We start from the raw sequence: 24,813 nt of genomic DNA on the forward strand, positions 1-24,813 counted from the left end.
GCCGATCCCGGCCTACTCTGGAAGGGTGGACCGGCAGGGCGCGCAGGCGACCCGCGGAGGCGATGGACCGATGCGTACGGCGAAGACCCCCAGGACCTGGCGGAGCGGCACCGAACCCGCCACCGCCCGGACCGACCTGAAGCTCCGCTTCCTGCTGTCGGTCCTGTTCACCCCGCTGTTCGCCCTGCTGACGGTCGGCTTCGCGGTCTGGGCGGCGCGCTCGACCGCGGCCGACAACCCCAGCCAGGCGATGCTCACGGTGTTCGCCGTCGTCTGCGGTGCGCTGACCCTGCTCGCCGCGGTGGACCTGCTGGTGGTGGTCCGCCGCCGCCGCACCGAGCTGTGAGGCCGGCGCCCCGTCAAGGTCTTCCGTACCGGACGCGAGCATGACACCGTACGGGCATGCGTCTTCGAGCCACCCTGCTGGCCGCCACGGCCACCGCCGCCCTGACCCTGTGCGCCTGCTCCGGGGGCGGCACCACCACCGCCGCCACCGGTGCCCCGTCCTCGGCCACCGGCACCACCGCCGCCCCGATCGCCCCCTCCGAGCCCGCCCCGCAGGGCTCGGGCGGCCAGAGCGCGACCCCCGAGGCGTCGAAGCCCGCGCCCCCGAGCGACGCGGGGCTGCCCCCCGCACCGGACGGCGCGGCCACCGCGAAGCTGATCGCCGCGCTCGACGCGATCGACCCGGAGATCGTCGCGGGCAAGCCCGAGAAGGCGGTCGACGCGGCCCGCAACCAGTGCCAGGCGATCTTCAACTTCCCCAAGGACCGGCCGAAGCTGGTCGAGCTCACCAACCAGCGCTTCACCTCCCCCGCCCACCCGAACGGCTTCGGCCCGGAGAAGGCCGACAAGATCCTCACCGCCCTCCAGTCCACCCTCTGCACGGCACCGCGCTAGCCGGACCGCGACCTCGGACCCGAGCCGTGCACCGTCGGGCGCGCGGCTCGGGTGAGGGTCGCGCCCTAGGACACCGCCGCCCGGGGCGGCCGCAGCTGCGGCTCGCGCGCGTAGACCGCCGCCACGGCGGCGACGCAGCCGGCCTCCGCCAGCAGCACCACGCCGAGCCCGGCCGGCAGCGCGGCCGCCCCCACCAAACCCCCGAGGAACATCCCCACCACGGTCGTCAGCCGCTGCACCCTGGTCAGGCCGCCGCCGATCTCCGACCGGTGCGGCGGGGCGAGGGCGGCGACCAGCTTGATCAGCGTCATCTGCGCCAGCGTGGTCGGCATCTCGGGGATCCGGGTCTGGAAGACCAGCCGGCTGCGCCACCCCATGGCGAAGGTCAGCAGCAGGAACACCAGCGTGGCATGGCCGCCCACCGGGATGGCGGTGCCGCCGGTGGCCAGCGCGTAGCCGCCACCGGCGCCCACCACCGCGGACTCCAGCAGCAACCCCGCCACGAACCACCGCCGCCCGGCCGCCAGCCGGCGCGCGATCACCGCATGGGCGGCGGCCGCCCCCAGCACGAACCCGGCCAGCGCCATCGCCGGGCGGGCCACCGGCAGCCCCTGTGTCCCGGCGATCCCGAACGCGAGCAGCAGCAGGTTACCGGTGGCCAGCGCGGCGAAGGCGTGCCCCAGCCCGAGGAAGCTGACCGCGTCCACCACCCCGCTGGTCACGGTCAGCGCCCCGAGCACCCCGGTGATCCGCAGCTCGATCCGGTCGGCCACCCCTACTTACCGCCGACGGCCTGCTTGACCAGCGTGCGACCGAAGTCCCACATCAGCCCGCTGCCCCGGTGCGCGTCGTCCATCACCTCGGTGAACGCCCCGACGAAGCGGTCCACCTCCCGCTCGGTGATGATCAGCGGCGGGATCAGCTTGATGACCTCCAGGTGGTCGCCCGAGACCTGGGTGAGGATCCGGTGCCGCTGGAGCAGCGGCACCACCACCATCTGCGCGAACAGGCCCTTGCGCGCCGCCTGCAGGGCCGTCCAGCCGGTCCGCAGCTTCAGCGACTTCGGCCGCCCGAACTCGATCCCGATCATCAGCCCGCGCCCCCGCACCTCGGCGAGCAGCTCGTACTTCTCCACCAGCGCCGCCAGCCGCTCGCGGAACAGGTCGCCGACCCGGCGGGCGTTCTCCACCACCTGCTCGTCCCGCATCACCTGCAGGGTGGCCAGGCCGGCCGCCATCGCCTGGGCGTTGGAACCGAAGGAGGCGGAGTGCACCAGCACCCGGTCCATCGAGGAGTACACCTTGTCGAAGATCCAGGCCTTGCCGAGGGTGGCACCGATCGGCACGTACCCGCCGGACAGCGCCTTGGCCGCGCACACCAGGTCGGGCAGCACCCCTTCCTCGTGCTGGTAGGCGAAGAAGTCCCCGGTCCGTCCGATGCCGGTCTGCACCTCGTCGCAGATCAGCAGGGCCTTGTGCTCGTGCAGCAGCTCCTGGGCGGCCCGCAGCCAGCCGGGCGGGACGGCGGTCACCCCCTTGCCCTGGATCGGCTCCACGATCAGCGCCGCCACATCGCCCCGGCGCAGCTCCCTGGCCAGCGCGCCGAGGTCGCCGAGCGGGATCGAGCTGTCCGGCAGCAGCGGCTCGAAGCCCTTGCGGAAGCCGGCCTCGCCGTTCACCGAGAGCGAGCCGGCGGTGAGCCCGTGGAAGGCGTGGTCGCAGTAGAGCACCCGCCGCTTCCCGGTGGCGCACCGGGCGAACTTCAGCGCGGTCTCCACCGCCTCGGTGCCGCTGTTCCCGAAGAACACCCGGTCCAGCCCGGGCGCGTACGAGAGCAGTTGCTCGGCCAGCAGACCGGGCAGCGGGGAGCAGTCGAAGCGGGTCAGGTCCGGCAGGTCGAGGTCGATGACCTGGTGGAGCGCGTCGCGGACCACGGGGTGGTGCCGGCCGAGCGCGAAGATGCCGAAGCCCGCCAGCATGTCGAGGTAGGAGTTGCCGTCGGCGTCGTAGAAGTACGGGCCCTCCGCACGTTCGTAGTACTTGTCGAAGCCGATGGTGTGCAGCATCCGGGGCAGCTGCGGGTTGAGGTACTTGGCCTGGAGCTCGTACCGCTCGGCGCCGCGTGCGGCGATCAGGGCGGCCAGGTCGAGCGGGCGGGCGGGGCGGTCAGCCGGCATGGTGCGGGTTCGCTCCTCTGATCGGCAGCAGGTGCTTGGCGAAGGCGGCGGTCTGGGCGGCGACGCCGGTGCCGGTGAGCCCGATCTCCTCGAGGATCTCGCCGCGGCCCGCGTGGTTCAGGAACTCCTGCGGGATGCCGAGGTCACGCAGCGGCGTGTCCACACCGCCGTCCCGCAGGGCCTGCGCGACGGCCGCACCGACGCCGCCGGCGCGGCCGTTGTCCTCGACGGTGACGACCAGCCGGTGGGCGGCAGCCAGCGAGACCAGCGCCGGGTCGACCGGCTTGACCCAGCGCGGGTCGACCACGGTGGCGGTGAAGCCCTCGGCGGCCAGCAGCGCGGCGGCGTCCAGGCAGGCGGGGGCCATTGCCCCGACGGCGACCAGCAGGACGTCCGGGTTGGGGCCGGTGCGGGCGAGCACGTCGACCCCGCCGATCCGCTCGACGGCGGGCACGGCCGGGCCGAGGTCGCCCTTGGGGAAGCGCAGCACGGTGGGCGCGTCCGACACCGCGACGGCCTCGCGCAGTTGGGCCCGCAGCTGCTCGGCGTCGCGCGGGGCGGCCAGCCGCAGGCCGGGGACGACCTGCAGGATCGACATGTCCCACATGCCGTTGTGCGAGGCGCCGTCGTTCCCGGTGACCCCGGCCCGGTCGAGCACGAAGGTGACCCCGAGGCGGTGCAGCGCGACATCCATCAGGACCTGGTCGAAGGCCCGGTTGAGGAAGGTCGCGTAGACCGCCACCACCGGGTGCAGGCCGCCGGTGGCCAGGCCCGCGGCACTGGCCACGGCGTGCTGCTCGGCGATGCCCACGTCGAAGGTCCGCTCCGGGTAGGCGGCGGCGAACTTCGCCAGGCCGACCGGCTGGAGCATCGCCGCGGTGATCGCGACCACGTCGGGGTACTCGGCGCCCAGGGCCAGCAGCTCGGTGCCGAAGACCGAGGTCCAGGAGGTGCCGGCGGAGGGCGAGATGGGCAGGCAGGTGTACGGGTCGATCGGGCCCACGGCGTGGAAGCGGTCGGCCTCGTCCTGCTCGGCCGGACGGTAGCCGCGGCCCTTGACGGTGAGGCAGTGCACGATCACCGGGCCGCCGTAGTGCCGGGCCTGGCGCAGCGCCTGCTCGACGGCGCCGATGTCGTGGCCGTCGATCGGGCCGAGGTACTTCAGGCCGAGGTCCTCGAACAGGCCCTGCGGGGCGAAGGCGTCCTTGAAGCCCTTCTTGGCGCCGTGCAGCGCGTCGAAGATCGGCTGGCCGACCAGCGGGGTGCGCTGGAGGGCCTCCTTGCCGCGGGCCAGGAAGCGCTCGTAGCCCTGGGTGGTGCGCAGCGTGGCGAGGTGGTGGGCGAGGCCGCCGACGGTGCGGGCGTACGAGCGCTCGTTGTCGTTGACCACGATGACCAGCGGGCGGTCCTTGGCGTCGGCGATGTTGTTGAGCGCCTCCCAGGCCATCCCGCCGGTGAGCGCGCCGTCGCCGATCACCGCGACGGTGCGGCGGTCGTCCCGGCCGAGCAGTTGGTTGGCCTTGGCGATGCCGTCGGCGTAACCGAGCGCGGTGGAGGCGTGCGAGTTCTCGATCAGGTCGTGCTCGGACTCGGTCCGCGAGGGGTAGCCGGAGAGCCCGTCCTTGGCCCGCAGCCGGGTGAAGTCCTGGCGGCCGGTGAGCAGCTTGTGCACGTAGGACTGGTGGCCGGTGTCGAAGAGGATCCGGTCGTGCGGGGAGTCGAAGACCCGGTGCAGCGCGATGGTCAGCTCGACCACGCCGAGGTTGGGGCCGAGGTGGCCGCCGGTGCGGGTGACGGACTCGATCAGGAAGTCGCGGATCTCGTCGGCCAGCAGCGGGAGGTCCTCGGCCGGCAGCCGTCTGAGGTCGGCGGGCCCCTTGATGGTGGGCAGAAGTGACATGGCTTCACCTCGCGGCTCGTTCAAAGCGATGACTGTCGGGGTCCAGCCTGCGGCCGGGGCGGGCCGCTCGCCTGTTTTCCCCGGGCCGTCCGCCCGGCGGCGGGCGGCCCGGGGAGGGTGCCGCTCAGCCGCCGCGGTTGGCGGAGATGGTCTCGCGGGCGGCGCGCAGGGACTCCTTGAGCGAGCCCATGGTGGCCAGGACGGCGGTCGGTTCGTAGCCGCAGTGCGCCATGCAGTTGTCGCAGCGCGGGTCCCTGCCGCGGCCGTACTTGGCCCAGTCGGTCTTCTCGATCAGCTCGCGGTAGGTGGGGACGTAGCCGTCGGCCATCAGGTAGCAGGGACGCTGCCAGCCGAACAGCGAGTAGTTGGGGATGCCCCAGGCGGTGCACTCGAAGTCGACCTTGCCCTCCAGGAAGTCCAGGAAGAGCGGGCTGTGGTTGAGCCGCCAGCGCAGCCGGTTGCCGCCGGCGAAGGCCTTGCGGAAGAGCTCCCGGGTCTGCTCGACGCCGAGGAAGTGGTCCTGGTCGGGGGCCTTCTCGTAGGCGTACGCCGGGGAGATCATCATCTCGTCGACGTGCAGCTCGTCATTGAGGTAGTCCAGCACCTCGATGATGGTCTGCGGGGTGTCGGTGTTGAAGAAGGTGGAGTTGGTGGTGACCCGGAAGCCGCGCCGCTTGGCCTCCTTGATCGCCTCCACCGCCTCGTCGAAGGTGCCCTCCTTGGCCACCGAGGCGTCGTGCCGCTCGCGCAGCCCGTCGATGTGGACGGTGAAGGTGAAGTACGGCGAGGGGGTGAACTTGTCGAGCTTCTTGCGCATCAGCAGCGCGTTGGTGCAGAGGAAGACGTACTTGCGGCGGGCCACCAGCTGCCGGACGATCTCGTCGATCTGGGGGTGCATCAGTGGCTCGCCACCGGCGATGGAGACCATCGGGGCGCCCGACTCCAGCACCGCGCCGACCGCCTGGGCCACCGGCATCCGCTGCTTGAGCACCCCGGCCGGGTGCTGGATCTTGCCGCAGCCCTCGCAGGCCAGGTTGCAGGCGTAGAGCGGTTCCAGCTCCACGATCAGCGGGAACTTGTCCCGCCGCTTGATCTTCTGCTGCATGAGGTAGGTGCCGACCCGGATGGTCTGACGCAGCGGCATGGCCATGACTAGCTCGCCTCCTGAGGGAGCGTCGAGGGCTGTGGGTGGGGCGGGTGGGGTGCGGGGGCAGGGTGCCCGGCGGCCGCGGCCGCCTGCCGGTGCCAGGTGGTGAGCGCGGGAACGGCGGCGCGCAGCGAGCGCCAGGCGCGCAGCCCGGCGGGCAGCGTGCCGGGCCGGATCAGTTCCCGCTCGGGGGTGTCGACCACGATCCGCAGCACGGCGGCCGGCAGCTGCGGCCGCAGCTCGGCCCGGGCGGCCAGCACGGCGGCCGCCTCCATGTCGACGGCCAGTGCGCCGGCGGCGTGCAGCTCGGCCCGCTCGTGGCCGCGCACCACGTGGTCGGCGGTGTGGTGCAGGCCGGTGTGCACGGTCAGCCCGCGGGCCCGGAGCGCCTCGGCCAGCGGCCCGGCGGAGTCCAGCCGGAACCGCCGGCCCTCGCCGTCCTCGACCGCGTCCGCGACGATCACCTCGCCCGGGTTGGTGCCGGGGGCGACCGAGGCGCCGAAGCCGGCCACCACCAGCGCCCCGTAGCCCTCCCCGGCGAGCAGCCGGCCGACGCTGCGGCTCGCCCGGCGGCGGCCCATGCCGGTGCGGGCCAGCACCGGCGGGCCCTCGGCGCCCGTCCAGTCGCCGCCGCGCAGGGCCCACAGCTCGGGGCCGAGCGCGCACAGCACCAGCAGCGGGCCTTCGGTCATCGTCTGCCTCCGCCGAGAGGGGTGCCGTTGACGTACCGGCCGAGCGCGGTCACCGGGAAGACCAGCCGGTACAGGTGGTAGTTGATCGAGAAGTCCCAGGGGAATCCGGTGCCGGTGAACTGCGGCTCGTCCCAGCTGCCCGCCGGCAGCTGGGTGTCCACCAGCCAGCGCACGCCGCGCTCCACGGCCTCCCCGGCCCGGCCCAGCGGCCCGTCGGGGCCCTCCCCGGCCGCCATCAGCGCCATCAGGGCCCAGGCGGTCTGCGAGGCGGTGGACTCCCCGCGGCCGGCCCACTGCTGCGGATCCTCGTAGGAGCGCATGTCCTCGCCCCAGCCGCCGTCCGGGTTCTGCCGCTCCTCCAGCCAGCGCACGGCCCGGCGGATCGCGGGGTGGGCGGGGCTGAGGCCGGCCGCGATCAGGGCGGGCACCACCGAGCCGGTGCCGTACACGTAGTTGGTGCCCCAGCGGCCGAACCAGGAGCCGTCCGCCTCCTGGTTGGCGAGCAGCCAGGTGACGCCCCTGCGGGTGCGCCGGTCGCCGGCCAGGCCGACCTCGGCGAGCATCTCGACCACGTGTGCGGTGACGTCGGCGGAGGGCGGGTCGATCACTTCGCCGAAGTCGCAGAACGGCAGCTTGTTGGGGAGCCGGCTGGTGTTGTCGACGTCGAAGGCGCCCCAGGCGCCGTTCCTGGACTGCATGCCGAGGTTCCACTCGACGCCCCGGTGCACCGCGCCGGCCAGCCGCTCGGCGTCCGGGTGGGCGATCCGGCGCAGGGCCAGTACCACCTCGGCGGTGTCGTCGATGTCCGGGTAGGTGTCGTTGTGGAACTCGAAGGCCCAGCCGCCGGGCGCCAGTTCGGGGCGCTTGACGGACCAGTCGCCCTTGACGGTGATCTCCTCGCCGAGCATCCACTCGGCGGCCGCGACCAGCGCGCTGTGGTCGGCGGGCAGGCCTGCGTCGCGCAGCGCGATGGCGGCCAGGCAGGTGTCCCAGACCGGGGACTGGCAGGCCTCCAGCCAGCGCCGGCCGTCCTCGGTGTGCACGGTGAAGCCGTCGAAGGAGGCCAGCCCGGCCTTCATCACCGGGTGGTCGAGCGGATAGCCGAGCAGGTGCAGGGCGATCAGCGAGTAGACGGCGGGCGGCTGGATGCCGCCCCAGCAGCCGTCCGCCTCCTGGCGCTCGACGATCCACCGCCCGGCCCTGGCGAGCGCCAGCCGGCGCAGCGGGCGCAGCGCGTAGCGGTGGTAGACGTGCATCAGCCGGTCGAGCCGCTGGAAGAGGCCGTCCCAGGTACGGGCGGGGGCGAGCGGCCGGGCGGGGTACGGGTCGGCCGGGTCGGTGTGCAGCTCGGTGAGCGCGAACGGGGCGGGCCGGACGGGGCGGCTGGCGGAGACCACCGTCAGCGGCACGATGGTCTGCCGGGCCCAGCAGCCGAAGTCGTAGATGTTCAGCGGTGCCCAGCTGGGCAGGAAGATCAGCTCGGGCGGCAGCTCGGGGAGTTCCTCCCACGGCCACCAGCCGAACAGGGCGAGCCAGATCCGGGTGAAGACCCGGGCGGAGGCGATGCCGCCGCGGGCGCGGACGAACTCGGCGGCGGCCCGCATGTGGGCGGCCGCGGGCTCGTCACCGGCCAGCCGGAGCGCGACGTACGCCTCGACCGTGGCGGACAGCTCGGGCGGGCCGCCGTGGAAGGTGGCCCAGGTGCCGTCCGGGCGCTGCTGGGAGCGGATCCAGGCGGCGCTCGCCCTGGTCTGCTCCTCGGTGCGGATGCCCAGGAACTGCCGCAGTAACAGGTCTTCGGCGTCCATGGTGACGTTGGTCTCCAGGTCGCCCTTCCACCAGCCCTCGGCGTCCTGCAGCGAGAGCAGCTGCGTGGTGGCCCTGGCCAGGGCCGCCGCGGCCGGTGAGGAATCGTTTGCCCCTGCCGGAGCCGGGGCCCGGCGCGGGCCCGCTCCGTCGGGCACCGGCGGGCGGGCGCCCACCGCGGCCGGCTCGGGATCGTACTCGGGGTCGAGCCGGCCGCCCGCGGTTGCTGTCACCTTGACGTCACCTCTCTCGTACCACCACGAATTCGGCGAGTGCCACGAAGTGCTCGCGCACCGTGCGGTCCATCGGCACCTCGTCCAGAGCGGCGAGGGCGGTCTCGTACTGGCGGCGGGCCTCGTCCTGGGTCCAGGCGCGGCCGCCGGCCTGCTCGATCAGGGCGGCGCGGGCGGCGAGCACCGGCTCGCTCTCCTCGCCCCGGCCCTTGGGGTCGGCCAGCTGCTCGGCCAGCAGCCGGGACGCCTCGCCGCCCTCGGCGAGCGCGGCGGCCACCGGGAGCGACTTCTTGCGCTGGCGCAGGTCGCCCCAGTGCGGCTTGCCGGTGACCTCGGTGGCGCCCCAGATGCCCAGCAGGTCGTCCACCGCCTGGAAGGCCAGGCCGAGGTGGTGGCCGTAGCGCTGGAGCGCGTCCGAGACCCGGTCGTCCGCACCGGCCAGCACCGCGCCGACGGCGGCGGAGGCGGCCAGCAGCGCCCCGGTCTTGTTGCCCTCCATCTCCAGGCACTCCTCGACGGTCACCACGTCGCGGTGCTCGAAGGAGAGGTCCTGGGCCTGCCCGTCGATCAGCTTGCGGGTGGCGGTGGTGATCAGCCGCACCGCCCGGGCGGCGTCCGCCGCGGTGGCCTTGCCGCTGACGGCCGCGTCCAACAGCACCTCGGTGCCCAGCGTGGCCAGCGCGTCGCCGACCAGGATCGCCTGGGCCGGGCCGAAGACCGTCCACGCCGTCGCCCGGTGCCGTCGGAACTCGTCACCGTCCATCAGATCATCATGGAGCAGCGAAAAGTTGTGCACCAGCTCGACGGAGACGCCGCCGGGCACCCCGTACTCGGCCGGAGCGCCCGCGGCCTCGGCGGACAGCAGGGCCAGCGCGGGCCGTACGGCCTTGCCGCCGTCCCCCGCGGCGGGCCGGCCGTCCCGGTCGATCCAGCCGAAGTGGTACGCGGCGACGGTGTCCATCGGTGCGGCCAAACGGGCGACGGCGGAGCGCAGCGGCGGGGTGCACAGGCTCCGACCCCGGGCCAGCAGCTCGACGACCGACGGGGTGTCCCGGACCGGTCCGGACCCCGCGGCCCGAGCGATCGAGCCGGTGCGTGCCTCCACGTGCGTTCCCTCTTCCTGCGTGAACCCGGCCGAAAGCGACGGCCGGTCTGCTGCGATGTCGGTGGTGGTGGGGCGGGCCGTCATCGGGGCCACCGCCCGTCGCCGCGGTCAACCGGCAGGCGGCCGGCCCCGGGGGTGTCGGCGAGCGCGGCGTCGGCCGCCGCGTGGCCGCTGCGGACCGCGCCCTCCATGGTGGCGGGCCAGCCCGTGGCGGTCCACGAACCGGCCAGCAGCACGCCCGCCAGCGCCGTCCGGGCGGCGGGCCGCAGCGCCGCGGTGCCCGGAGCCGGGTCGAAGGTGGCGGTGCGCTCGCGGGTGACGAAGAAGTCCAGCACCTCGGCGCCGCGCGCGGCCGGCAGCAGCCGCTCCAGCTCGGGCAGGTAGCGCTCGCGCAGCTCGGCCACCGGCAGGTCGATCTCGTCCTGGACGGCCGACTGGGACAGCGCCAGGTACTGGGCGCCGGGCACCGCGAGGCCGGAGTGGGCCGTCCGGTCGAACACCCACTGCACCGGGGAGCCGAGCGCCGCGAAGAACGGCTTGCGAAGCAGCTTGCGGTCGTAGACCACGTGCACGTTGAGGATCGGCGCGGTGCCGAACTCGGCGAGCCGGTGCTGGGCCTCGATCGCCCCGGGCGGCAGCAGCGCCGCCGCCGCGTCCTGGGCGCCGGCCAGCACCACCGTGTCGGCGGTGAGCAGCTCGCCGCTCTCCAGGCGCACGGCGTGCTGCTCGGCGGGCTTGAGCTCGACGGCACGCGAGCGCAGCAGCACCCGCACGCCGGCGCGCTCCAGCTCGGCGAGCGCCGCGTCATGGTGGATCGCGCCGAGCGGGACGTTGGCCATCCCGATGTCGGAGGCGCCCGGGTCGGAGAGCAGCCCGGTCTTGAACACCATCGCGGCCAGCGCCAGCGAGGTCCGGTCGGCGGTGGCGTTCAGGGTGGCCACGCCGACCAGGTCCCACAGGGCGGCCAGGGTGGCCGGGGTCTGGCCCTGCCGGCGCAGCCAGTCGCCGAAGGAGAGCTGGTCCAGGGCCGGATCGGCCAGGTTCAGCGCCTTCAGGGCGAGCGCGGCCCGGACCACCCGCAGGCGGTCGGCCGGGCCCAGGTGCGGGTACCTGGCCAGGCTGCCGGCCAGGTGCAGCGGGACGGGCAGGCCGGCCCGGCGCAGGCTGCCGAGGGTGCGGGTGCCGTCGGCGCCGAGGCCGAGCACCGGGATGTCCAGCCGGGGCTGAAGATCAACCAGACGGCCCGCACCCAGCCGGTCGACCAGACCCCGGTAGGCGGTGCAGCAGCGCAGGAAGACGTGCTGGCCGTTGTCGACGGTCAGCTCGCCGCGGCGGAACGAGAAGGCCAGCCCGCCGAGCCGGGGGCGGCTCTCCACCAGCGTGACCCGGCGGCCGGCCTCGGCCAGCCGCAGCGCCGCGGTGATGCCGGCCAGGCCACCGCCGACCACGACGGCGCAGGGCCGCTGAGCAGGTACTCGTGCCGACATCAGCCTCTCCCCCCGTGGTGGTGGTCCTTCCGTCGCCCGGCGGTGGACAACGCTCTCCGAGACACGTGTGATTCCCAGCTGACACAGCGTGACATACCTGGCGAGAGAATCAAGAACGCCCTCCGGCGAGCCCGGACAGTGCCACGTATGCCTTCTGCCAGCCGGGGAGCGAGACCCGGCCGCGCAGCACCGACTCCGGTTCGGCGGCGATCCGGGCGAGCAGCCGGTGGTAGATGCCGGCCATCGCGGCGGTGCAGGCCCGGCTGCGCCGGTCCAGCATCGGCAGCAGCCGCAGCCCCTCCTCGAAGGCCCGCTGGGCACGCTCGGCCTCGAAGGCGACCAGGCCGGTGAAGTCGGCCCCGGACGGCATCCGGGAGGAGTCGAAGCCCTGCTCGCAGCCGAACCGGACCAGGTCCTCGGTGGGCAGGTAGGTGCGGCCGTTGGCGGCGTCCTCGCGCAGGTCGCGCAGGATGTTGGTGAGCTGCAGGGCCAGGCCGAGCGTGTCGGCGTACCGCCCGCCGAGCTCCGGGTCCTCGCAGCCGTACACGCCGAGCGAGAGCCGGCCGATCGAGCCCGCCACGCAGCGGCAGTAGATCTTGAGGTCCTCGAAGGTCTGGTACTCGACGCCCTTGAGGTCCATCTCGACGCCGTCGATCAGCTCGTCGAAGCCGCCGAGCGGGATCGGGAAGCGCCGTGCGGCGTCGGCCAGGGCGACCTTGATCGGGTCGGTGTCCTCCTCGGAGACCGCCCCGGCCCTGATCTGGTCCAGCAGGTCCCGGGTCTGCCCGAGCTGCTCGGTCTTGCGCTCGGGCGGCAGCTCGCCGTCCCCGATGTCGTCGACCCGGCGGGCCAGCGCGTAGAGCGCCGACATGGCGAGCCGCTTGGACTCGGGCAGCAGCCGGATGCCGTAGCTGAAGTTTCGGGCCTGCAGGGCGGTGACCGCCTCGCAGTACCGGTAGGCGGCCATGACCGGCGCCGACGCCAGTGGTGATGCCCCCACTCGGGCGCTCACCTTCCCTTCGCGAAGAGTGCCGCCGCCTCCACTGCGAGGCGGCGCTTGTCCGGCTTGGCCTGGTGGGCCAGTACGTCGTACCCGGCGGCCTCGATGGCCGCCAGGGCCGCGTACCCGCCGGCGGTGAATCCCGCCAGCAACAGTCGGAGCCTTCCTCGAACCGTACCCACCAGCGGCGCACCGTGGTCGAGCAGGGTCCGCGCCCGGGCGGCCTCGAAGGCGATCAGCTCGCGGACCCGGGGGCCCGCACTGGGGGCGGCGAGGTCGGCCTCGGTGACCCGGAAGCGCGCCAGGTCCTCGGCCGGCAGGTAGATCCGGCCCCGGCCGAGGTCCTCCGCCACGTCCTGGAGGTGCTCGATGATCTGGAGCGCGGTGCAGATCTGGTCCGAACGGGTGATCCGGTCCGGGGTGGAGCGGCCGGCGAGGGCCAGTACCAGGCGGCCGACCGGGTCGGCGGAGAGCGTGCAGTAGTCCAGCAGGTCCCGGTAGGTCGGGTAGCGGGTGGCGGTCTGGTCCACCCGGTTGGCCTCGATCAGCCGGCGGAACGGCTCCGGGGTCAGCCCGTGCCGGTCCACCACCGGCACCAGGGCGCGCAGCAGGGGGTGGTGCGGGCCGGGGGCCCCGGCCGGGTGCAGGGCGCTCTCGAAGACCCGGTCGAGGTCGCGCTCCAGGCCGTCCAGCAGGGCCGGGCGGAAGCCCGGGTCCGAGGGAGCGCTCTCCACGCCCAGCAGACGGGCCACCGCGGCCGGATCGGCGAGGTCGCCGTCGCCGGCGTCGTCGACCAGGCGGGCGAATCCGTAGACCGCCATCAGGTCGGTGCGCCAGGCGGCGGGCAGGAAGCCGGGGGCCACCGGGAAGTTCTCCAGGTCGGCCTTGCCGAGGGTGCCGTCCGCCACCCCACCATCAGTCGGGTTATCTGATTTAGCTGAAGCCGCCACTGCCGTCACTCCCCCGTTGTACACCGGCGGGCCCCTTCGGTCCGCCTCGGACACGCCTCACGGGCCGAGTCCGGAGAGCTCCCCGGTTCGGCCCCAGCCTTGCAGTCCCCGGCCGTCCGGGGAAGACCGCCCGTACACGACGGAGGGCCGGTGCCGGGAGTGCTCCCGGTACCGGCCCCCGCCCGTCGTGGGCGGGTGGTCAGGGGCGCTCGCCCCGCTCGTAGGCGGAGACCACGTCCTCGGTCAGACCGTCCATGACCAGCTCGCCGTGCTCGATCCAGATGGTCCGCTCGCAGACCTCGCGGATCGAGCTGTTGTCGTGGCTGACCAGGAAGACCGTGCCGGCCGCCTTGCGCAGCTCGTTGATCCGGGCCTTGCTGCGCTGCTGGAACGCCTGGTCGCCGGTGGCCAGCGCCTCGTCGATCAGCAGCACGTCGTGGGTCTTGGCCGCCGCGATGGAGAAGCGCAGGCGGGCCCCCATGCCGGAGGAGTAGGTGCGCATCGGCAGCGAGATGAAGTCGCCCTTCTCGTTGATCCCGGAGAAGTCGACGATCTCCTGGTACCGGCTGCGCACCTCCTCCTTGGTCATGCCCATCGCCAGGCAGCCCAGCACCACGTTGCGCTCGCCGGTGAGGTCGTTCATCAGGGCGGCGTTGACGCCCAGCAGCGAGGGCTGGCCGTTGGTGTAGATGCCGCCGCGCTCGGTCGGCAGCAGGCCCGCGATGGCGGCCAGCATGGTCGACTTGCCGGAGCCGTTCGACCCGATCAGGCCGATCGCCTCGCCCTTGTACGCGGTGAAGCTGATCCCGCGGACGGCGTGCACCTCGCGGATCGAGGGCGAGCGCTTCTTGCTGATGATCCGGCTGAGCGCCGAGGTGGCGCTGCCCTTGCCGGAGCCGGCGCCGTGCACCCGGTAGACGATGTGCACGTCGTCGACCACCACGGTGGGGACCCGGTTGTCGTTCTGGGCGTCGCGCACGGCGGCCTCCCGGCTCTCGGTGGTTGCGGTGTCAGCCACGGCCGTACTCCTCCTCGGCCTTCCAGAAGAAGACGTAGCCGAGCACGAAGGTCACCACGGCCCAGGCGATGCCCAGCTCCCACTGGTGGTGCGGCAGCTTCTGGTAGTTCGGCGTCGACGGGTCGTAGATCTCCGGGACCATGGCGTACCGGATCAGGTCCATGTAGACCGAGGCCGGGTTGACCGTCATGATCACCTGGATGTAGTGCGGCCACTTCTCGATCCGGTCCTGGATGCTGTACATCACGCCGGACATGTACAGCCAGGCGCGCATCACGAACGGGATCAGCTGCGAGATGTCACTGGTCTTGGCACCGATCCGGGCCATGATCAGGGCCAGGCCGGTGTTGAAGGCGCTCTGCAGGATCAGTGCCGGGATCACCAGCAGCCAGGTGCCGGTCGGCGGGATGCCGCTGCCGAGCACGATGGCGACCAGCACCACCATCGAGATCAGCAGCTGCTGGAGCTGGATCACGGTGAACGCGATCGGCATCGAGGCCCGGGGGAAGTGCAGCGCCCGGATCAGCCCGAGGTTGTCCGAGATCGCCCGGGTGCCGGCCTGCACGGCGCTCTGGGTGAACTGGAACACGAAGACGCCGATGCACAGCCAGGCGACGTAGTGCGGGATCCCCTTGTTGCCGAGGATGACGCCGAAGACGATGTAGAACACCAGGCAGTTCAGCAGCGGCGTGGCCACCTGCCAGAGCTGGCCGAGCTTGGCCGTCGTGTACTGGGCGACCAGCCGCGCGGTGGCGAACGCCATGATGAAGTGGCGCCGCTGCCAGAGCTGCTTGGAGTACGCGAAGAGACCGGGGCGGCGACCGCTGACCGTCAAGCCGTACTTGTCCGCCAGCTGCTTGGGGGTCAGGCCCGCGTCCGCCCCCCTCGGGGCTGAGAGGCTGACGGAATCACTCACTGTCGACACATTCGTCCTTTAGCGGGATCGATGGTCCGGCCCACGCCTGGGATGGCTGAGAGGTGGGCCGGGCCCGGATCCGGGGGGATCACGGGGGGACAAGCCGGACGGCAGAGGGGCTGCCGCCCACTGCGATCAGATGATTGGCGGTCTGCCCAACCTGGTCAGTCGCCATACAGTACGCCATCGCATCGGACGGCGCGGCCCGCAGGGTTCACGCCATCCGGCCCGGAAACCGCCCACCCAGGCCTTGATCGCGTCACCGGACGGACGGCGGGCCAGCGTGAGCAGGAACCAGGTTCCCAAGTAGAGAGGCACCAGCAGGGCCGGCAGGTTCCGGCGGGCCAGCCACACCCGGTTGCGGGCCACGTTGTGCAGGTACGTGGCGTGCCGGCCCGGCGAGGTGGTCGGGTGGTGCAGCACGACGTCCGCGCGGTAGTCGATCGACCAGCCGGCGTCCAGCGCGCGCCAGGCCAGGTCGGTCTCCTCGTGCGCGTAGAAGAACTCCGCGGGCAGCTGGCCGGCGGTGCTGAACACCTCGCTGCGCACCGCGCTGGCGCCGCCGAGGAAGGTGGTCACCGGCGAGGAGTGCAGCGGGTCGCTGGCGCGCAGCCGGGGGACGTGCCGGCGCTGGGTGACCCCGGTGTCCGGGTCGGCGATCCGGAACGAGACGATGCCCAGCCGCGGGTCGGCCGTGAAGGCCTCGCGCAGCAGCCGGGCCGAGTCCTGGTTGGGCAGCGAGCCGTCGTCGTCCAGGAACAGCACGGCGTCGACGTCCTTGCCGCCGGGGCCGAACAGCTCGATGCCGACGTTGCGGCCCCCGGGGATGCCCAGGTTCTCGGGCAGCTCGACGCTGCGCACACCCTCGGGCAGCGGCGGCAGCGGGGCGCCGTTGCCGACCACCGCCAGCTCGACCGGCGGGCCCTGCTGGGCCCGGACCGAGTCGATCAGCGCGGCCAGCTCGGCCGGCCGGTTCCCCATGGTGATGATCACCGCGCCGAGGCGGAAGGTGTCCGCCCCGCTCATCGCAGCCTGCTGGACAGGACGATGCTGAGCAGGTGCAGGACCGTCTGCAGCATGGCGATGGCGGCCAGCACCACCACCGCGAGCCGGGTGAAGAACAGCCCGCCGTGCACCGCGTCCGCGACCCCGGCGGCCAGGATGAACAGCGAGGCCTCGACCGCACCCACCAGGCGGTGGAACTTGAGCAGGGAGGCGGCCCGGCGGGCCTTGGCCACCGCGGTGGAGCGCGGCACCGAGGCGCTGTCCTCGACCGCGGTCAGCCCGCTGCGGGCCCGGGCGACGTCGACCAGGTCGGTCTCCGACTTGATCAGGATCGCGCCCAGCGCGGCCAGGGTGCCCAGGAAGGCCCACTCCCACCGGGCGGCGGCGCTCTCCTGGTGGAACAGGTCGGTCGCGCGCAGGCCGAGGCCGGTGAGCAGCGCGGCCTCGGACATGTAGTGGCCGACCCGGTCCAGGTAGACGCCGGTCAGCGAGGTCTGCCGGCGCCAGCGGGCCACCTCGCCGTCCACGCAGTCGAGCAGCAGGTAGATCTGGATCAGCAGGGCGCCGAGCACCGCACCGGCGAGCCCGGGCACCAGCAGCGCGGCCCCGGCCAGGATGCCGGTGAGCATCATCAGGTAGGTCAGCCCGTTGGGCGTGATCACCGTCATGGTGGAGAGCACCCGGGTGATCCGCAGCGAGATCCGCCGCATGTAGAGGCGGCCCGCCCAGTGCTCGGCGCTGCGGCGCTGGAGCATGCCCTCGGGGTGGATGACGGCCCTGAGCTCCTCGATCGAGGGGCGGACCGTGAGATCGACCGCGGGGCGCTCGCCGGAGGTGTCGGCGGTGCGGTCAGCTGTTGACGGCTTGGACATAGTCGGCGTACGCGTCCCTGATGTCTGATGGGGAGAGGTCGAGGTGCTCAAGGATGGTGAAGCGGCCCGGACGGGTGTTCGGAGCGTAGTGCACCGCCTCGGTGAACTCCGCTTCGGAGAAGCCGATCTCGTCGGCGGTCACCGGCAGTCCGTGGCTCCGCAGGCGGTCCACGACCAGGCCGGTCAGCTCGCGCTCGCCCCGCAGGTGGCAGGCGAAGGCCGCACCGAGGCCCACCTGCTCGCCGTGCTGGGCGGACCGCTTGGGATACAGCACGTCCAGGGCGTGCGAGATCTCGTGACAGGCACCCGAGGACGGCCTGGTGCTGCCAGCGATGTTCATCGCGATGCCGGACAGTACCAGGGCTTCGGCGAGGGCCGTCAGGAGGTCCTGGTCCTCCAGACCGCCCGGGTGGCGCAGCAGGTTCTCGCCGGCCGCGCGGGCCATCGCGACCGCCAGTCCGTCCAGCGGTTCGCCGGTGACGGCGTTGGACAGTTCCCAGTCCGCGCAGGCCGAGATGTTGGAGATGACGTCGCCGATGCCGGCCGCCACGAAGCGCGCCGGGGCCTGGCGGACCACGTCCAGGTCGACCACGATGCCGATCGGGCTGGGCACCCCGTAGGAGCCGCGGCCCGCGTCGTTGTCGAGGGTGGAGACCGGCGAGCAGATGCCGTCGTGCGCCAGGTTGGTGGCCACCGCGACCAGCGGCAGGCCGACCCGGGCGGCGGCGTACTTGGCGACGTCGATGATCTTGCCGCCACCGAGGCCGACGATGGCGTCGTAGTGACCGGCCCGCATCTGGTCGGCCAGCCGGACGGCGCTGTCCAGGGTGCCGTCCGGCACGTGGTACCAGTCGGCGCCGGGCAGCAGCGGCTCCAGCCGCTCGCGGAGCACGGCCCCGGAGCCGTTGCTGATCGCCACCGCTATCCGGCCGGAGGCGGACAGCCGCTGGTCGGCGAGGATCCCGCCGAGCGCGTCCAGGGCCGCCGGGCGGATCTCGACGAAGACCGGCGACGGCACCAGGCGGGTCAGTACCGGCACGCGATCTCCCGCGCCTTGGAGAGGTCCTCGTGGTTGTCGACCTCGACCCAGGAGACCTCGCCGATCGGCTGGACGTCGATCCGCAGGCCGCGGTCGACCATCTCCTGGTAGCCGTCCTCGTAGTACAGCTGCGGGTCGCGCTCGAAGGTGGCCTGCAGGGCGCTCGCCAGGTCGACGGCCGCGGCCGGGTTGATCACGGTGACGCCGATGTACTCGCCGGTGGCCTCGGCCGGGTCCATCAGCTTGGTGATCCGGCGCATACCGGCGGCCGGGTCGACGACGACCTTCATCTCCTCGTCGGCGAGCTTCTTCACCGTGTCGAGGGCGAGCAGGATGCCGGGGTCGTCGCCCTCCTTGATCCGGCGGTCGTTGCCGTCCAGCATGGTGCGCTGCACCGAGGCCGGGTGCACGGTGTCGCCGTTGGCCAGCAGCAGGCCCTCGGCGAAGAGGTCGCGGGCGCACCAGAGCGAGTAGGCGTTGTTCCACTCCTCGGCCTTGTCGTTCTCGACCAGGGTGAGCTTGACGCCGTACTTCTGCTCCAGGGCGTCCTTGCGGTCGTACACCGCCTCCTTGCGGTAGCCGACCACGATGGCGGCCTCGCGCAGCCCGACCTCGGCGAAGTTGCCGAGCGTGAGGTCCAGGACGGTCCGCTCGCCGTCGACCGGCACCAGGGCCTTGGGCAGGGTGTCGGTGTACGGGCGGAGCCGGCGGCCCGCGCCGGCTGCCAGGACGAGGCCGATCATGCGGTGTCTCCCTGTTTCGTCGTGTGCTGCTGTGGCGTCACCGGGCACCCGCGGACGAACACCCTCGGTGGACGAACACCCCCGGCGCACCCGGCCACCGCGATCGGAGCGGCCGGCACGGTCCGGCCCACCTGCCCACCGGCACCCCGCACCAGCCCCCGGACGGTGCCCCGGTGCCGCCCGGAAGGCGGTACACCGTGTCGTAGTGATGGTAGGCGACCACAGGGACCAGCCCGAACGCGGCCGGGGCGGTGCTCCGGACCGTACTCCGGGGCGGCCGGTCGGCGCTCCGGTCGGTGGCCCGGTCGGCTCGGCCCGCGGGCGGAATCCTGGCCTCCGCCGAGATGGATCATCATTCCGGACCGCCGACCCCGCCACAAGCGCTCACAGGTGCGGTTCCGGCGCAGCATCCACCCCCGGGAATCGACCTGGTTTGCCAATTGGTGAACGAATGGTCGACACATTCGACCAGCACTCGAACAGTTTCACCATTCATCCATATCGGTACGGCTCGGTAAGGGTCCACATGTGCGTCGGACCAGCACGGACAGTGAGCCATACGGCAGACTGGGGCCCCGACGCCACCTGGTGCACCCCGGCGCTCCCGGGGAAGCCGGCGAGGCGCAGCCGACCACCGGACCGGGTGGACGGACCCGGGCCCGCATGCCCGGGTGGCGGCTCCGGTCCCAGCGCGAAAGGGGCCTCATGCCCACGAGCCCATCGACCAGCCGGCCGGACCTCTCGACGGGCCTCACCGCCCGAGGCCTGGCCGCCGACCCTGCGGCGGACATCCTGCTGGAACTCGTGGACGACGAAGGCGCCACCATCGGCACGGCCGAGAAGCTCTGGGCGCACCAGCAGCCCGGCCGGCTGCACCGGGCCTTCTCCGTCTTCCTCTTCGACCAGCAGGGGCGCCTGCTGCTGCAGCGCCGGGCGCTCGGCAAGTACCACTCGCCCGGCGTCTGGTCGAACACCTGCTGCGGCCACCCCTACCCCGGCGAGCCGCCCTTCGTGGCCGCCGCCCGGCGCACCGCGGAGGAGCTCGGCGCGGCTCCCGCCCTGCTCTGCGAGGCGGGCACGGTCCGCTACGACCTCCCCGACGAGGCCTCCGGCCTGATCGAGCGGGAGTGGAACCACCTCTTCGTGGGGCTGGTCACGGCCGACCTGAAGCCGGACCCGGACGAGGTCGAGTCGACCCGCTTCGTCACCTCCCAGGAGCTGAAGGAGCTGCAGGCCGAGCGGCCGTTCTCGGTCTGGTTCCGGACGGTGTTCGAGGCCGCCCTGCCCGGGATCCAGGAGATCGCCGGACGGGACTGGTAGTCGGTCGCTCGCGCGGCAGCTCGCGGCGCAAGCTGCCCGCGGCGCGGTCGGTGGTGGCGGCGCGGCCCCTGGTCCGCCGTGCGGGCTCAGGCCGGCCAGCCGCCGCCGTCCGGCTCGATCAGGTCGATGCCGATCGAGGCCGGGTCCGCGCCGTGCGCGCCGCCGCGCTCCGCCGGGGACGGCGGCACCGCGGCCGGGATCGGCAGTGGCAGCGCCGCCCAGATCACCTTGCCGCCCTCGGCGGTCCGCTCCACGTCGCACACCCCGCCGGCCTGCAGGGTGATGCTCTTCACCAGCAGCAGGCCCCGGCCGCCGAGCCGGCCCAGATCGCTCTGCTGCGCCTTGGGCCGGTACGGGTGGCCGTCCTCGACCGCGATCCGTACCCGGGTCTCGTCGATCCGTAGTTCCGTGGTGACCTGCGGCGAGAACGCGGCGGCATGGGTCACGGCGTTGCCGACCAGTTCCGAGACGATCAGCAGGAGATCGTCGATCAGCTCCTGGTAGCGCTCCCCCGTCATGCCCTCGGCGAGCAGCCGGTCACGGACGGCGTGTCTGGTGCGCGGCACCGAGGCCTCGCTGGACTCCGCCGAGAAGCGCCACACTCCGGGCCGGGGCACCCGGCCCACCCGCCGGGCCCGCAACGGGCCAGGTGGGAGCGGCTCCTCGCCGTCGGACGATCTGATCGCCGGGCCTGTTGCCTCGCTGGTCTGTTCCACGGTCAAGCCGCCCTTCGCACGGTGACGGGAGGCTCCGCCGCCGACCGCAGCCAATGCCACCGGCGGCCTCTCGGGAATCGGGCGTTCCGCTCAAGGCTCCCTTGGTCCACAGAGGCTAGGAGACCAGCTGTCAGCGGCTGGAGTGGGGACTGGAACTAGGCAGCGGCTGAACTCTTACGACGGATTCGGACCGGATCACGCCCGGATCGATCCGTTCCTGCCACAGATTGCGGAAACGTCACGGCGCGATCGATCACCCCGGGGCGGCGCCCCCACCGGGCGGAGCGCGGGGCGGCGGCGCCCCGCCCGGCCCTTCCCGTCCGACCGGACCGATAACGCCCGATCTGCTGCTGTCTGTCAGCATTCGTGAGGATGCCGCCGCGGATGCCCGACCGGGTGACAGATATGCAGGTGAGAAGCGGTCCGCAGGCCTGGTAGTGTTCTCTCTGTCGCCGCGGGGCGAACGCAAGTGAAACCCGAGGCAACACACCCGGTCCGGGTGGCGGAATGGCAGACGCGCTAGCTTGAGGTGCTAGTGCCCTTTATCGGGCGTGGGGGTTCAAGTCCCCCCTCGGACACACATGATGTCAATGCTGCGTGGTTTTCGGGCAGCGATCATCGGCGCCCGTTCCTGGCCTTAGGCGAGGAGCGGGCGTTCGTCGTTTCACCCGGCGGCCGGTCAGTGGTTGGTCTGGAGCAGGCCGCGGCTGCGCAGCACGCGGCGTTCGATGGGTGAGAAGACCAGCAGGTCGATGGCGACGCCGACGACCAGGATCAGGATGATGCCCAGCAGCACGCCGGACATGGTGTTGAAGTCGCGCTGGTTCTCCAGGTAGCGGCCCAGGCCCACGCCGAGGTCCGGGGAGCTGGCGATGAGCTCGGCGGCCATCAGCGAGCGCCAGGAGAAGGCCCAGCCCTGCTTGAGGCCGGAGAGGTAGCCGGGCAGGGCGGCGGGCAGCAGGACGTGCCGGGCGCCGGCCAGGCCGGTGGCGCCCAGGGTGCGGCCGGCCCGCAGGTAGAGCGGCGGCACCTGGTCGATGCCTGAGATCAGGCCGTTGGCGATGGAGGGCACCGCGCCGAGCAGGATGACGGCGTACATGGCGCGGTCGTTGATGCCGAGCCAGATCACGGCGGCGGGGACCCAGGCGACCGAGGGCAGCGACTGCAGGCCGGACAGCACCGGGCCGACCGCCGCCCGGACCAGCTTGCCCCGGGCCACCACCAGGCCGATCGGGGTGCCGATCGCGACCGCGGCCAGGAAGCCGGCGCCGCCGCGCCAGACGCTGGTCCAGATGATCGACAGCAGCGTGCCCTGGTACCAGAGGTCGGTGAGGCTGCGCCACACCTCCGGCGGGCCGGGCAGCTTGTAGTCCTCGGTGACGTGCAGGCTGTGGAGCAGCTGCCAGATCGTGAGCACCAGCAGGACGCCGAGCACCGGCGGCAGCACCTTCTCGCGCAGCACCTGGCCGATCGGGGTGCGCTGGACCTGGACGGCCTCCAGCGCGTCCAGGCCGGCCTCGACGTCGGTGAGGTTGATGGCGCCCTCGCCGGTGTCAGTGCTGGCCATGGCGGCGGATCTCCCCACGCAGTTCTTCGGTGATCTCGATGGACAGATCGGCGACGCCGGCGGACTCGATCCGGCGCGGCTGGGGCAGGTCGATCCGCCACTCGCGGGCGATCCGGCCGGGCCGGGAGGAGAGCAGCACGACCCGCTGGGCGAGCCGGACCGCCTCGCGCACGTTGTGGGTGACGAACAGCACGGTCAGCTGCCGTTCCTGCCAGATCCGGGTGATCTCCTCGTGCAGCACGTCCCGGGTGATGGCGTCGAGGGCGGCGAACGGCTCGTCCATCAGCAGCACGCCGCTGCCCTGGGCGAGCGAACGGGCGAGCGCGACCCGCTGGCGCATGCCGCCGGAGAGCTCGTGCACCCGCTTGCCGTAGGAGCCGCCGAGCCGGACCAGCTCCAGCAGCCGCTCGGCCTCGGCGCGGCGCTCGGCGCGGCCAACGCCGTTCAGCCGCAAGGACAATTCGATGTTCCGGCCGGCGCTCAGCCAGGGGAAGAGCGCGTGCTCCTGGAACATCAGCGCCGGGCGCCCGCCGGGCACCTCGATGCTGCCGGCGCTCGGCCGGTCGAGGCCGGCGACCAGGTTGAGCAGGGTCGACTTGCCGCAGCCGGAGGCGCCGAGCAGGCAGAGGAACTCGCCCGAAGCGACCTCGAGATTGATGTCGTCCAGTGCCGCGGTGGCGGCGCCGGGTCGGCCGAAGGACTTGTGCACCCCGGAGATCCGGACGGCAGGGGTCCCGGTGGCCGGGACCGCGGGGGACGGGGCGTCGTTCGGGGTGGTCAGTGCCGTGCTCATGGCGGGCACCTCCTGGGGTGAGTGGTGAGGGAGCGAGGCTGGGGCGGCGCCCGGGGCGGCCGGTGGGGTGGCGCCGTCGGGCCCGGGGTCAGGAGGTCTTGCCGAGCCCGGCGTCCGCGACCGCGGGCCGGCCGGCGGCCCTGAGCACCTCGTTCAGCAGCGTGAGGTCATAGATGCCGCTGATGTCGGGCTTCTTGAGCAGACCGGCGGTCACCGCGTGGTCGGCCTCGGACTGCAGGGTGCCGGCCAGCGGGTCGTCCAGGAAGTCGATGCGCTTCCACGCCGGGTCGAGGATGTCGGCCGCCAGCGCGTTGCCGCCCGCCGCTTTGATCGCGTCGTTGGCGTCCTGCTTGGCCTGGTCCGGGTTGGCGTTGATGAAGGCGTTGGTGTTCACCGAGCCGCGCAGCACGGCCTCCACCACGTCCGGGTGCTCGGTGAGGAACTTCTGCGCGACGATGATGTTGGTGATCACGAACTGCCTGTTCGGCCAGAGGTCCTTCTCGTCCAGCAGCACCTTCGCGCCCTTGGCCACCAGGGTGGAGGCGGTGGGCTCGGGCACCCAGGCGCCGTCGATGGAGCCGGAGGCGTACGCGTCGGGGGTGACCTTGTTGTCGGTGCGGACCACCGAGACGTCACCGGCGCCGGACTGCGCGTCCTCCTTGTAGCCCTTGCCCACCAGGTAGTTGAGCAGGGCCACGTCCTGGGTGTTGCCGAGCTGCGGGGTGGCGATCTTCTTGCCCTTGAGGTCGCCCAGGGTCTTGATCTTCTCGGGGTTGACGACCAGCTCGACACCACCGGACGCCGAACCACCGATGATCCTCAGCGCCTGGCTCTTGGACTGCGCGTACCCGTTGATCGCCGGGGAGGGGCCGATCCAGCCGATGTCGATCGAGCCGGCGTTCAGCGCCTCGATCTCGGCGGGGCCGGCGTTGAAGATCTGCGGCTTGATCCGGGTGCTACCCAGCTCCTTCTGGAACAGGCCCTCCTGCAGGCCGACCAGTGGAGTGCCGTGGGTCAGGTTGGCGAAGTAGCCGATCTTCACCGTGTCGGCGGAGAGCTTCTTGTCCGAGGCCCCGGGCGAGACCGCGGCTGCCGGGGCCGGGTTCACCTTCGCGGTGGACTTCGAGCCGTAACCGCAGGCGGCCAGCAGGCTGATCGAGCTCAGCGCGGCCACCGCGAGGAACGCCGCGCGTCCGGCGCGACCGGGGTCGGGGTGAGGGCCGCTACGGGCGACGGGCCGGGGGTGGCTGGGGGTGGGGGCCATCGGAGGCGTCCTCTCCTGGGACGGTCACGGGCTCGGCCGCGGGTGCGGCGTTGCCGAACGAGCCACCGACCATGCCGGCGGTGAGGGTGGTGCCGTCGGCCGGGTCGATCAGCAGGAACGATCCGGTGCGGCGGTTGGCGCTGTACTCGTCGAGGGCCAGCGGC

General features: G+C 72.7%; 23 protein-coding genes, 1 tRNA gene and 2 pseudogenes. 4 read left to right on the forward strand and 22 right to left on the reverse strand.

Annotated features, from left to right (window positions below):
* Positions 1 to 70 precede the first annotated feature (70 nt).
* A complete protein-coding gene (locus AB0K43_RS22625) occupies positions 71 to 346 on the forward strand; it encodes a DUF6343 family protein (RefSeq protein WP_363642476.1) in 276 nt (91 codons plus the stop codon).
* A 56-nt stretch (positions 347 to 402) separates the two neighbouring features.
* Positions 403 to 900, forward strand: a complete 498-nt coding sequence (locus AB0K43_RS22630; protein ID WP_363642478.1) for a hypothetical protein — start codon at positions 403 to 405, stop codon at positions 898 to 900.
* A gap of 65 nt (positions 901 to 965) precedes the next feature.
* Here the strand turns inward: AB0K43_RS22630 and AB0K43_RS22635 are convergent, their stop codons facing one another.
* The 17 genes and pseudogenes from AB0K43_RS22635 to AB0K43_RS22715 form a co-directional block, all read right to left on the reverse strand.
* Positions 966 to 1,673, reverse strand: a complete 708-nt coding sequence (locus AB0K43_RS22635; protein ID WP_363642480.1) for a YoaK family protein — start codon at positions 1,671 to 1,673, stop codon at positions 966 to 968.
* A gap of 2 nt (positions 1,674 to 1,675) precedes the next feature.
* Entirely contained in the window at positions 1,676 to 3,076 is a 1,401-nt protein-coding gene (locus AB0K43_RS22640) for an aspartate aminotransferase family protein (protein WP_363642482.1), read from the reverse strand.
* Positions 3,066 to 4,976 carry a 1-deoxy-D-xylulose-5-phosphate synthase gene (dxs, locus tag AB0K43_RS22645; RefSeq protein ID WP_363642484.1) on the reverse strand — a complete coding sequence of 637 codons (1,911 nt, stop codon included), beginning with the start codon at positions 4,974 to 4,976 and terminating at the stop codon, positions 3,066 to 3,068. Before dxs ends, AB0K43_RS22640 begins: the two co-directional genes overlap by 11 nt.
* 124 nt (positions 4,977 to 5,100) lie before the next feature.
* On the reverse strand, positions 5,101 to 6,126 hold the full coding sequence (hpnH, locus tag AB0K43_RS22650; RefSeq protein ID WP_363642486.1) for an adenosyl-hopene transferase HpnH: 1,026 nt from the start codon (positions 6,124 to 6,126) through the stop codon (positions 5,101 to 5,103).
* A gap of 2 nt (positions 6,127 to 6,128) precedes the next feature.
* Positions 6,129 to 6,815 carry a 1-hydroxy-2-methyl-2-butenyl 4-diphosphate reductase gene (locus tag AB0K43_RS22655; RefSeq protein ID WP_363642488.1) on the reverse strand — a complete coding sequence of 229 codons (687 nt, stop codon included), beginning with the start codon at positions 6,813 to 6,815 and terminating at the stop codon, positions 6,129 to 6,131.
* Entirely contained in the window at positions 6,812 to 8,854 is a 2,043-nt protein-coding gene (gene shc / locus AB0K43_RS22660) for a squalene--hopene cyclase (RefSeq protein ID WP_363642491.1), read from the reverse strand. The genes AB0K43_RS22655 and shc overlap by 4 nt, the downstream gene beginning before the upstream one ends.
* A gap of 7 nt (positions 8,855 to 8,861) precedes the next feature.
* On the reverse strand, positions 8,862 to 9,938 hold the full coding sequence (locus AB0K43_RS22665; RefSeq protein ID WP_363642519.1) for a polyprenyl synthetase family protein: 1,077 nt from the start codon (positions 9,936 to 9,938) through the stop codon (positions 8,862 to 8,864).
* Positions 9,939 to 10,039: 101 nt separating this feature from the next.
* Positions 10,040 to 11,446, reverse strand: a complete 1,407-nt coding sequence (gene hpnE, locus AB0K43_RS22670) for a hydroxysqualene dehydroxylase HpnE (protein ID WP_363642493.1) — start codon at positions 11,444 to 11,446, stop codon at positions 10,040 to 10,042.
* A 109-nt stretch (positions 11,447 to 11,555) separates the two neighbouring features.
* Positions 11,556 to 12,413, reverse strand: coding sequence for a presqualene diphosphate synthase HpnD (gene hpnD / locus AB0K43_RS22675; protein WP_363642521.1), 858 nt, complete (start codon positions 12,411 to 12,413; stop codon positions 11,556 to 11,558).
* A 41-nt stretch (positions 12,414 to 12,454) separates the two neighbouring features.
* Entirely contained in the window at positions 12,455 to 13,354 is a 900-nt protein-coding gene (gene hpnC / locus AB0K43_RS22680; protein ID WP_363642495.1) for a squalene synthase HpnC, read from the reverse strand.
* A gap of 241 nt (positions 13,355 to 13,595) precedes the next feature.
* The gene (locus AB0K43_RS22685; RefSeq protein WP_363642523.1) at positions 13,596 to 14,375 is read right to left on the reverse strand and encodes an ABC transporter ATP-binding protein; all 780 of its coding nucleotides are present in this window, start codon (positions 14,373 to 14,375) and stop codon (positions 13,596 to 13,598) included.
* A 31-nt stretch (positions 14,376 to 14,406) separates the two neighbouring features.
* Positions 14,407 to 15,339 (reverse strand): ABC transporter permease, encoded by a 933-nt coding sequence (locus AB0K43_RS22690; protein WP_363642497.1) that lies wholly within the window; start codon positions 15,337 to 15,339, stop codon positions 14,407 to 14,409.
* A gap of 126 nt (positions 15,340 to 15,465) precedes the next feature.
* A complete protein-coding gene (locus AB0K43_RS22695) occupies positions 15,466 to 16,356 on the reverse strand; it encodes a glycosyltransferase (RefSeq protein WP_363642499.1) in 891 nt (296 codons plus the stop codon).
* Complete coding sequence (locus AB0K43_RS22700) at positions 16,353 to 17,090, reverse strand: CDP-alcohol phosphatidyltransferase family protein (RefSeq protein WP_363642525.1); 738 nt, start codon at positions 17,088 to 17,090, stop codon at positions 16,353 to 16,355. The genes AB0K43_RS22695 and AB0K43_RS22700 overlap by 4 nt, the downstream gene beginning before the upstream one ends.
* A 94-nt stretch (positions 17,091 to 17,184) precedes the next feature.
* Complete coding sequence (locus AB0K43_RS22705; RefSeq protein WP_363642501.1) at positions 17,185 to 18,246, reverse strand: iron-containing alcohol dehydrogenase family protein; 1,062 nt, start codon at positions 18,244 to 18,246, stop codon at positions 17,185 to 17,187.
* Positions 18,234 to 18,989, reverse strand: a complete 756-nt coding sequence (locus tag AB0K43_RS22710) for a phosphocholine cytidylyltransferase family protein (RefSeq protein WP_363642503.1) — start codon at positions 18,987 to 18,989, stop codon at positions 18,234 to 18,236. The genes AB0K43_RS22705 and AB0K43_RS22710 overlap by 13 nt, the downstream gene beginning before the upstream one ends.
* A gap of 119 nt (positions 18,990 to 19,108) precedes the next feature.
* Positions 19,109 to 19,236 (reverse strand): annotated as a pseudogene (locus AB0K43_RS22715) (DUF5941 domain-containing protein); the annotation flags it as partial.
* 458 nt (positions 19,237 to 19,694) lie between these two features.
* Here AB0K43_RS22715 and idi point away from each other — a divergent pair.
* The gene (gene idi / locus AB0K43_RS22720) at positions 19,695 to 20,309 is read left to right on the forward strand and encodes an isopentenyl-diphosphate Delta-isomerase (RefSeq protein ID WP_363642505.1); all 615 of its coding nucleotides are present in this window, start codon (positions 19,695 to 19,697) and stop codon (positions 20,307 to 20,309) included.
* 86 nt (positions 20,310 to 20,395) lie between these two features.
* Here the strand turns inward: idi and AB0K43_RS22725 are convergent, their stop codons facing one another.
* Positions 20,396 to 20,950, reverse strand: coding sequence for an ATP-binding protein (locus AB0K43_RS22725; RefSeq protein WP_363642528.1), 555 nt, complete (start codon positions 20,948 to 20,950; stop codon positions 20,396 to 20,398).
* A gap of 568 nt (positions 20,951 to 21,518) precedes the next feature.
* On the opposite strand from AB0K43_RS22725, the gene AB0K43_RS22730 reads away from it, so the two are divergent.
* Positions 21,519 to 21,603 (forward strand) — tRNA-Leu (locus tag AB0K43_RS22730).
* Positions 21,604 to 21,704: 101 nt separating this feature from the next.
* Here the strand turns inward: AB0K43_RS22730 and AB0K43_RS22735 are convergent.
* From AB0K43_RS22735 to AB0K43_RS22750, 4 genes and pseudogenes are all read right to left on the reverse strand, one after another.
* Positions 21,705 to 22,592 carry an ABC transporter permease gene (locus AB0K43_RS22735; RefSeq protein WP_363642507.1) on the reverse strand — a complete coding sequence of 296 codons (888 nt, stop codon included), beginning with the start codon at positions 22,590 to 22,592 and terminating at the stop codon, positions 21,705 to 21,707.
* A complete protein-coding gene (locus AB0K43_RS22740) occupies positions 22,579 to 23,385 on the reverse strand; it encodes an ABC transporter ATP-binding protein (RefSeq protein WP_363642509.1) in 807 nt (268 codons plus the stop codon). Before AB0K43_RS22740 ends, AB0K43_RS22735 begins: the two co-directional genes overlap by 14 nt.
* 88 nt (positions 23,386 to 23,473) lie before the next feature.
* The gene (locus AB0K43_RS22745) at positions 23,474 to 24,649 is read right to left on the reverse strand and encodes an aliphatic sulfonate ABC transporter substrate-binding protein (protein WP_363642511.1); all 1,176 of its coding nucleotides are present in this window, start codon (positions 24,647 to 24,649) and stop codon (positions 23,474 to 23,476) included.
* Positions 24,609 to 24,813 (reverse strand): annotated as a pseudogene (locus AB0K43_RS22750) (hypothetical protein); the annotation flags it as partial. The gene AB0K43_RS22745 and the pseudogene AB0K43_RS22750, both read right to left, overlap by 41 nt.

The organism is Kitasatospora sp. NPDC049258 (assembly GCF_040678895.1).
Classification (GTDB): Bacteria; Actinomycetota; Actinomycetes; order Streptomycetales; family Streptomycetaceae; genus Kitasatospora.

What these genes read in the sequence shown, in the direction of transcription:
- AB0K43_RS22625 (WP_363642476.1), top strand. Translation starts at nt 71, where the DNA reads ATGCGTACGGCGAAGACCCCCAGGACCTGGCGGAGCGGCACCGAACCC.
- AB0K43_RS22630 (WP_363642478.1), top strand. Translation starts at nt 403, where the DNA reads ATGCGTCTTCGAGCCACCCTGCTGGCCGCCACGGCCACCGCCGCCCTG.
- AB0K43_RS22640 (WP_363642482.1), bottom strand. Translation starts at nt 3,076, where the DNA reads ATGCCGGCTGACCGCCCCGCCCGCCCGCTCGACCTGGCCGCCCTGATC.
- dxs (WP_363642484.1), bottom strand. Translation starts at nt 4,976, where the DNA reads ATGTCACTTCTGCCCACCATCAAGGGGCCCGCCGACCTCAGACGGCTG.
- hpnH (WP_363642486.1), bottom strand. Translation starts at nt 6,126, where the DNA reads ATGGCCATGCCGCTGCGTCAGACCATCCGGGTCGGCACCTACCTCATG.
- AB0K43_RS22655 (WP_363642488.1), bottom strand. Translation starts at nt 6,815, where the DNA reads ATGACCGAAGGCCCGCTGCTGGTGCTGTGCGCGCTCGGCCCCGAGCTG.
- hpnE (WP_363642493.1), bottom strand. Translation starts at nt 11,446, where the DNA reads ATGTCGGCACGAGTACCTGCTCAGCGGCCCTGCGCCGTCGTGGTCGGC.
- hpnD (WP_363642521.1), bottom strand. Translation starts at nt 12,413, where the DNA reads ATGGCCGCCTACCGGTACTGCGAGGCGGTCACCGCCCTGCAGGCCCGA.
- AB0K43_RS22695 (WP_363642499.1), bottom strand. Translation starts at nt 16,356, where the DNA reads ATGAGCGGGGCGGACACCTTCCGCCTCGGCGCGGTGATCATCACCATG.
- AB0K43_RS22700 (WP_363642525.1), bottom strand. Translation starts at nt 17,090, where the DNA reads ATGCTCCAGCGCCGCAGCGCCGAGCACTGGGCGGGCCGCCTCTACATG.
- AB0K43_RS22710 (WP_363642503.1), bottom strand. Translation starts at nt 18,989, where the DNA reads ATGATCGGCCTCGTCCTGGCAGCCGGCGCGGGCCGCCGGCTCCGCCCG.
- idi (WP_363642505.1), top strand. Translation starts at nt 19,695, where the DNA reads ATGCCCACGAGCCCATCGACCAGCCGGCCGGACCTCTCGACGGGCCTC.
- AB0K43_RS22735 (WP_363642507.1), bottom strand. Translation starts at nt 22,592, where the DNA reads ATGGCCAGCACTGACACCGGCGAGGGCGCCATCAACCTCACCGACGTC.
- AB0K43_RS22740 (WP_363642509.1), bottom strand. Translation starts at nt 23,385, where the DNA reads ATGAGCACGGCACTGACCACCCCGAACGACGCCCCGTCCCCCGCGGTC.
- AB0K43_RS22745 (WP_363642511.1), bottom strand. Translation starts at nt 24,649, where the DNA reads ATGGCCCCCACCCCCAGCCACCCCCGGCCCGTCGCCCGTAGCGGCCCT.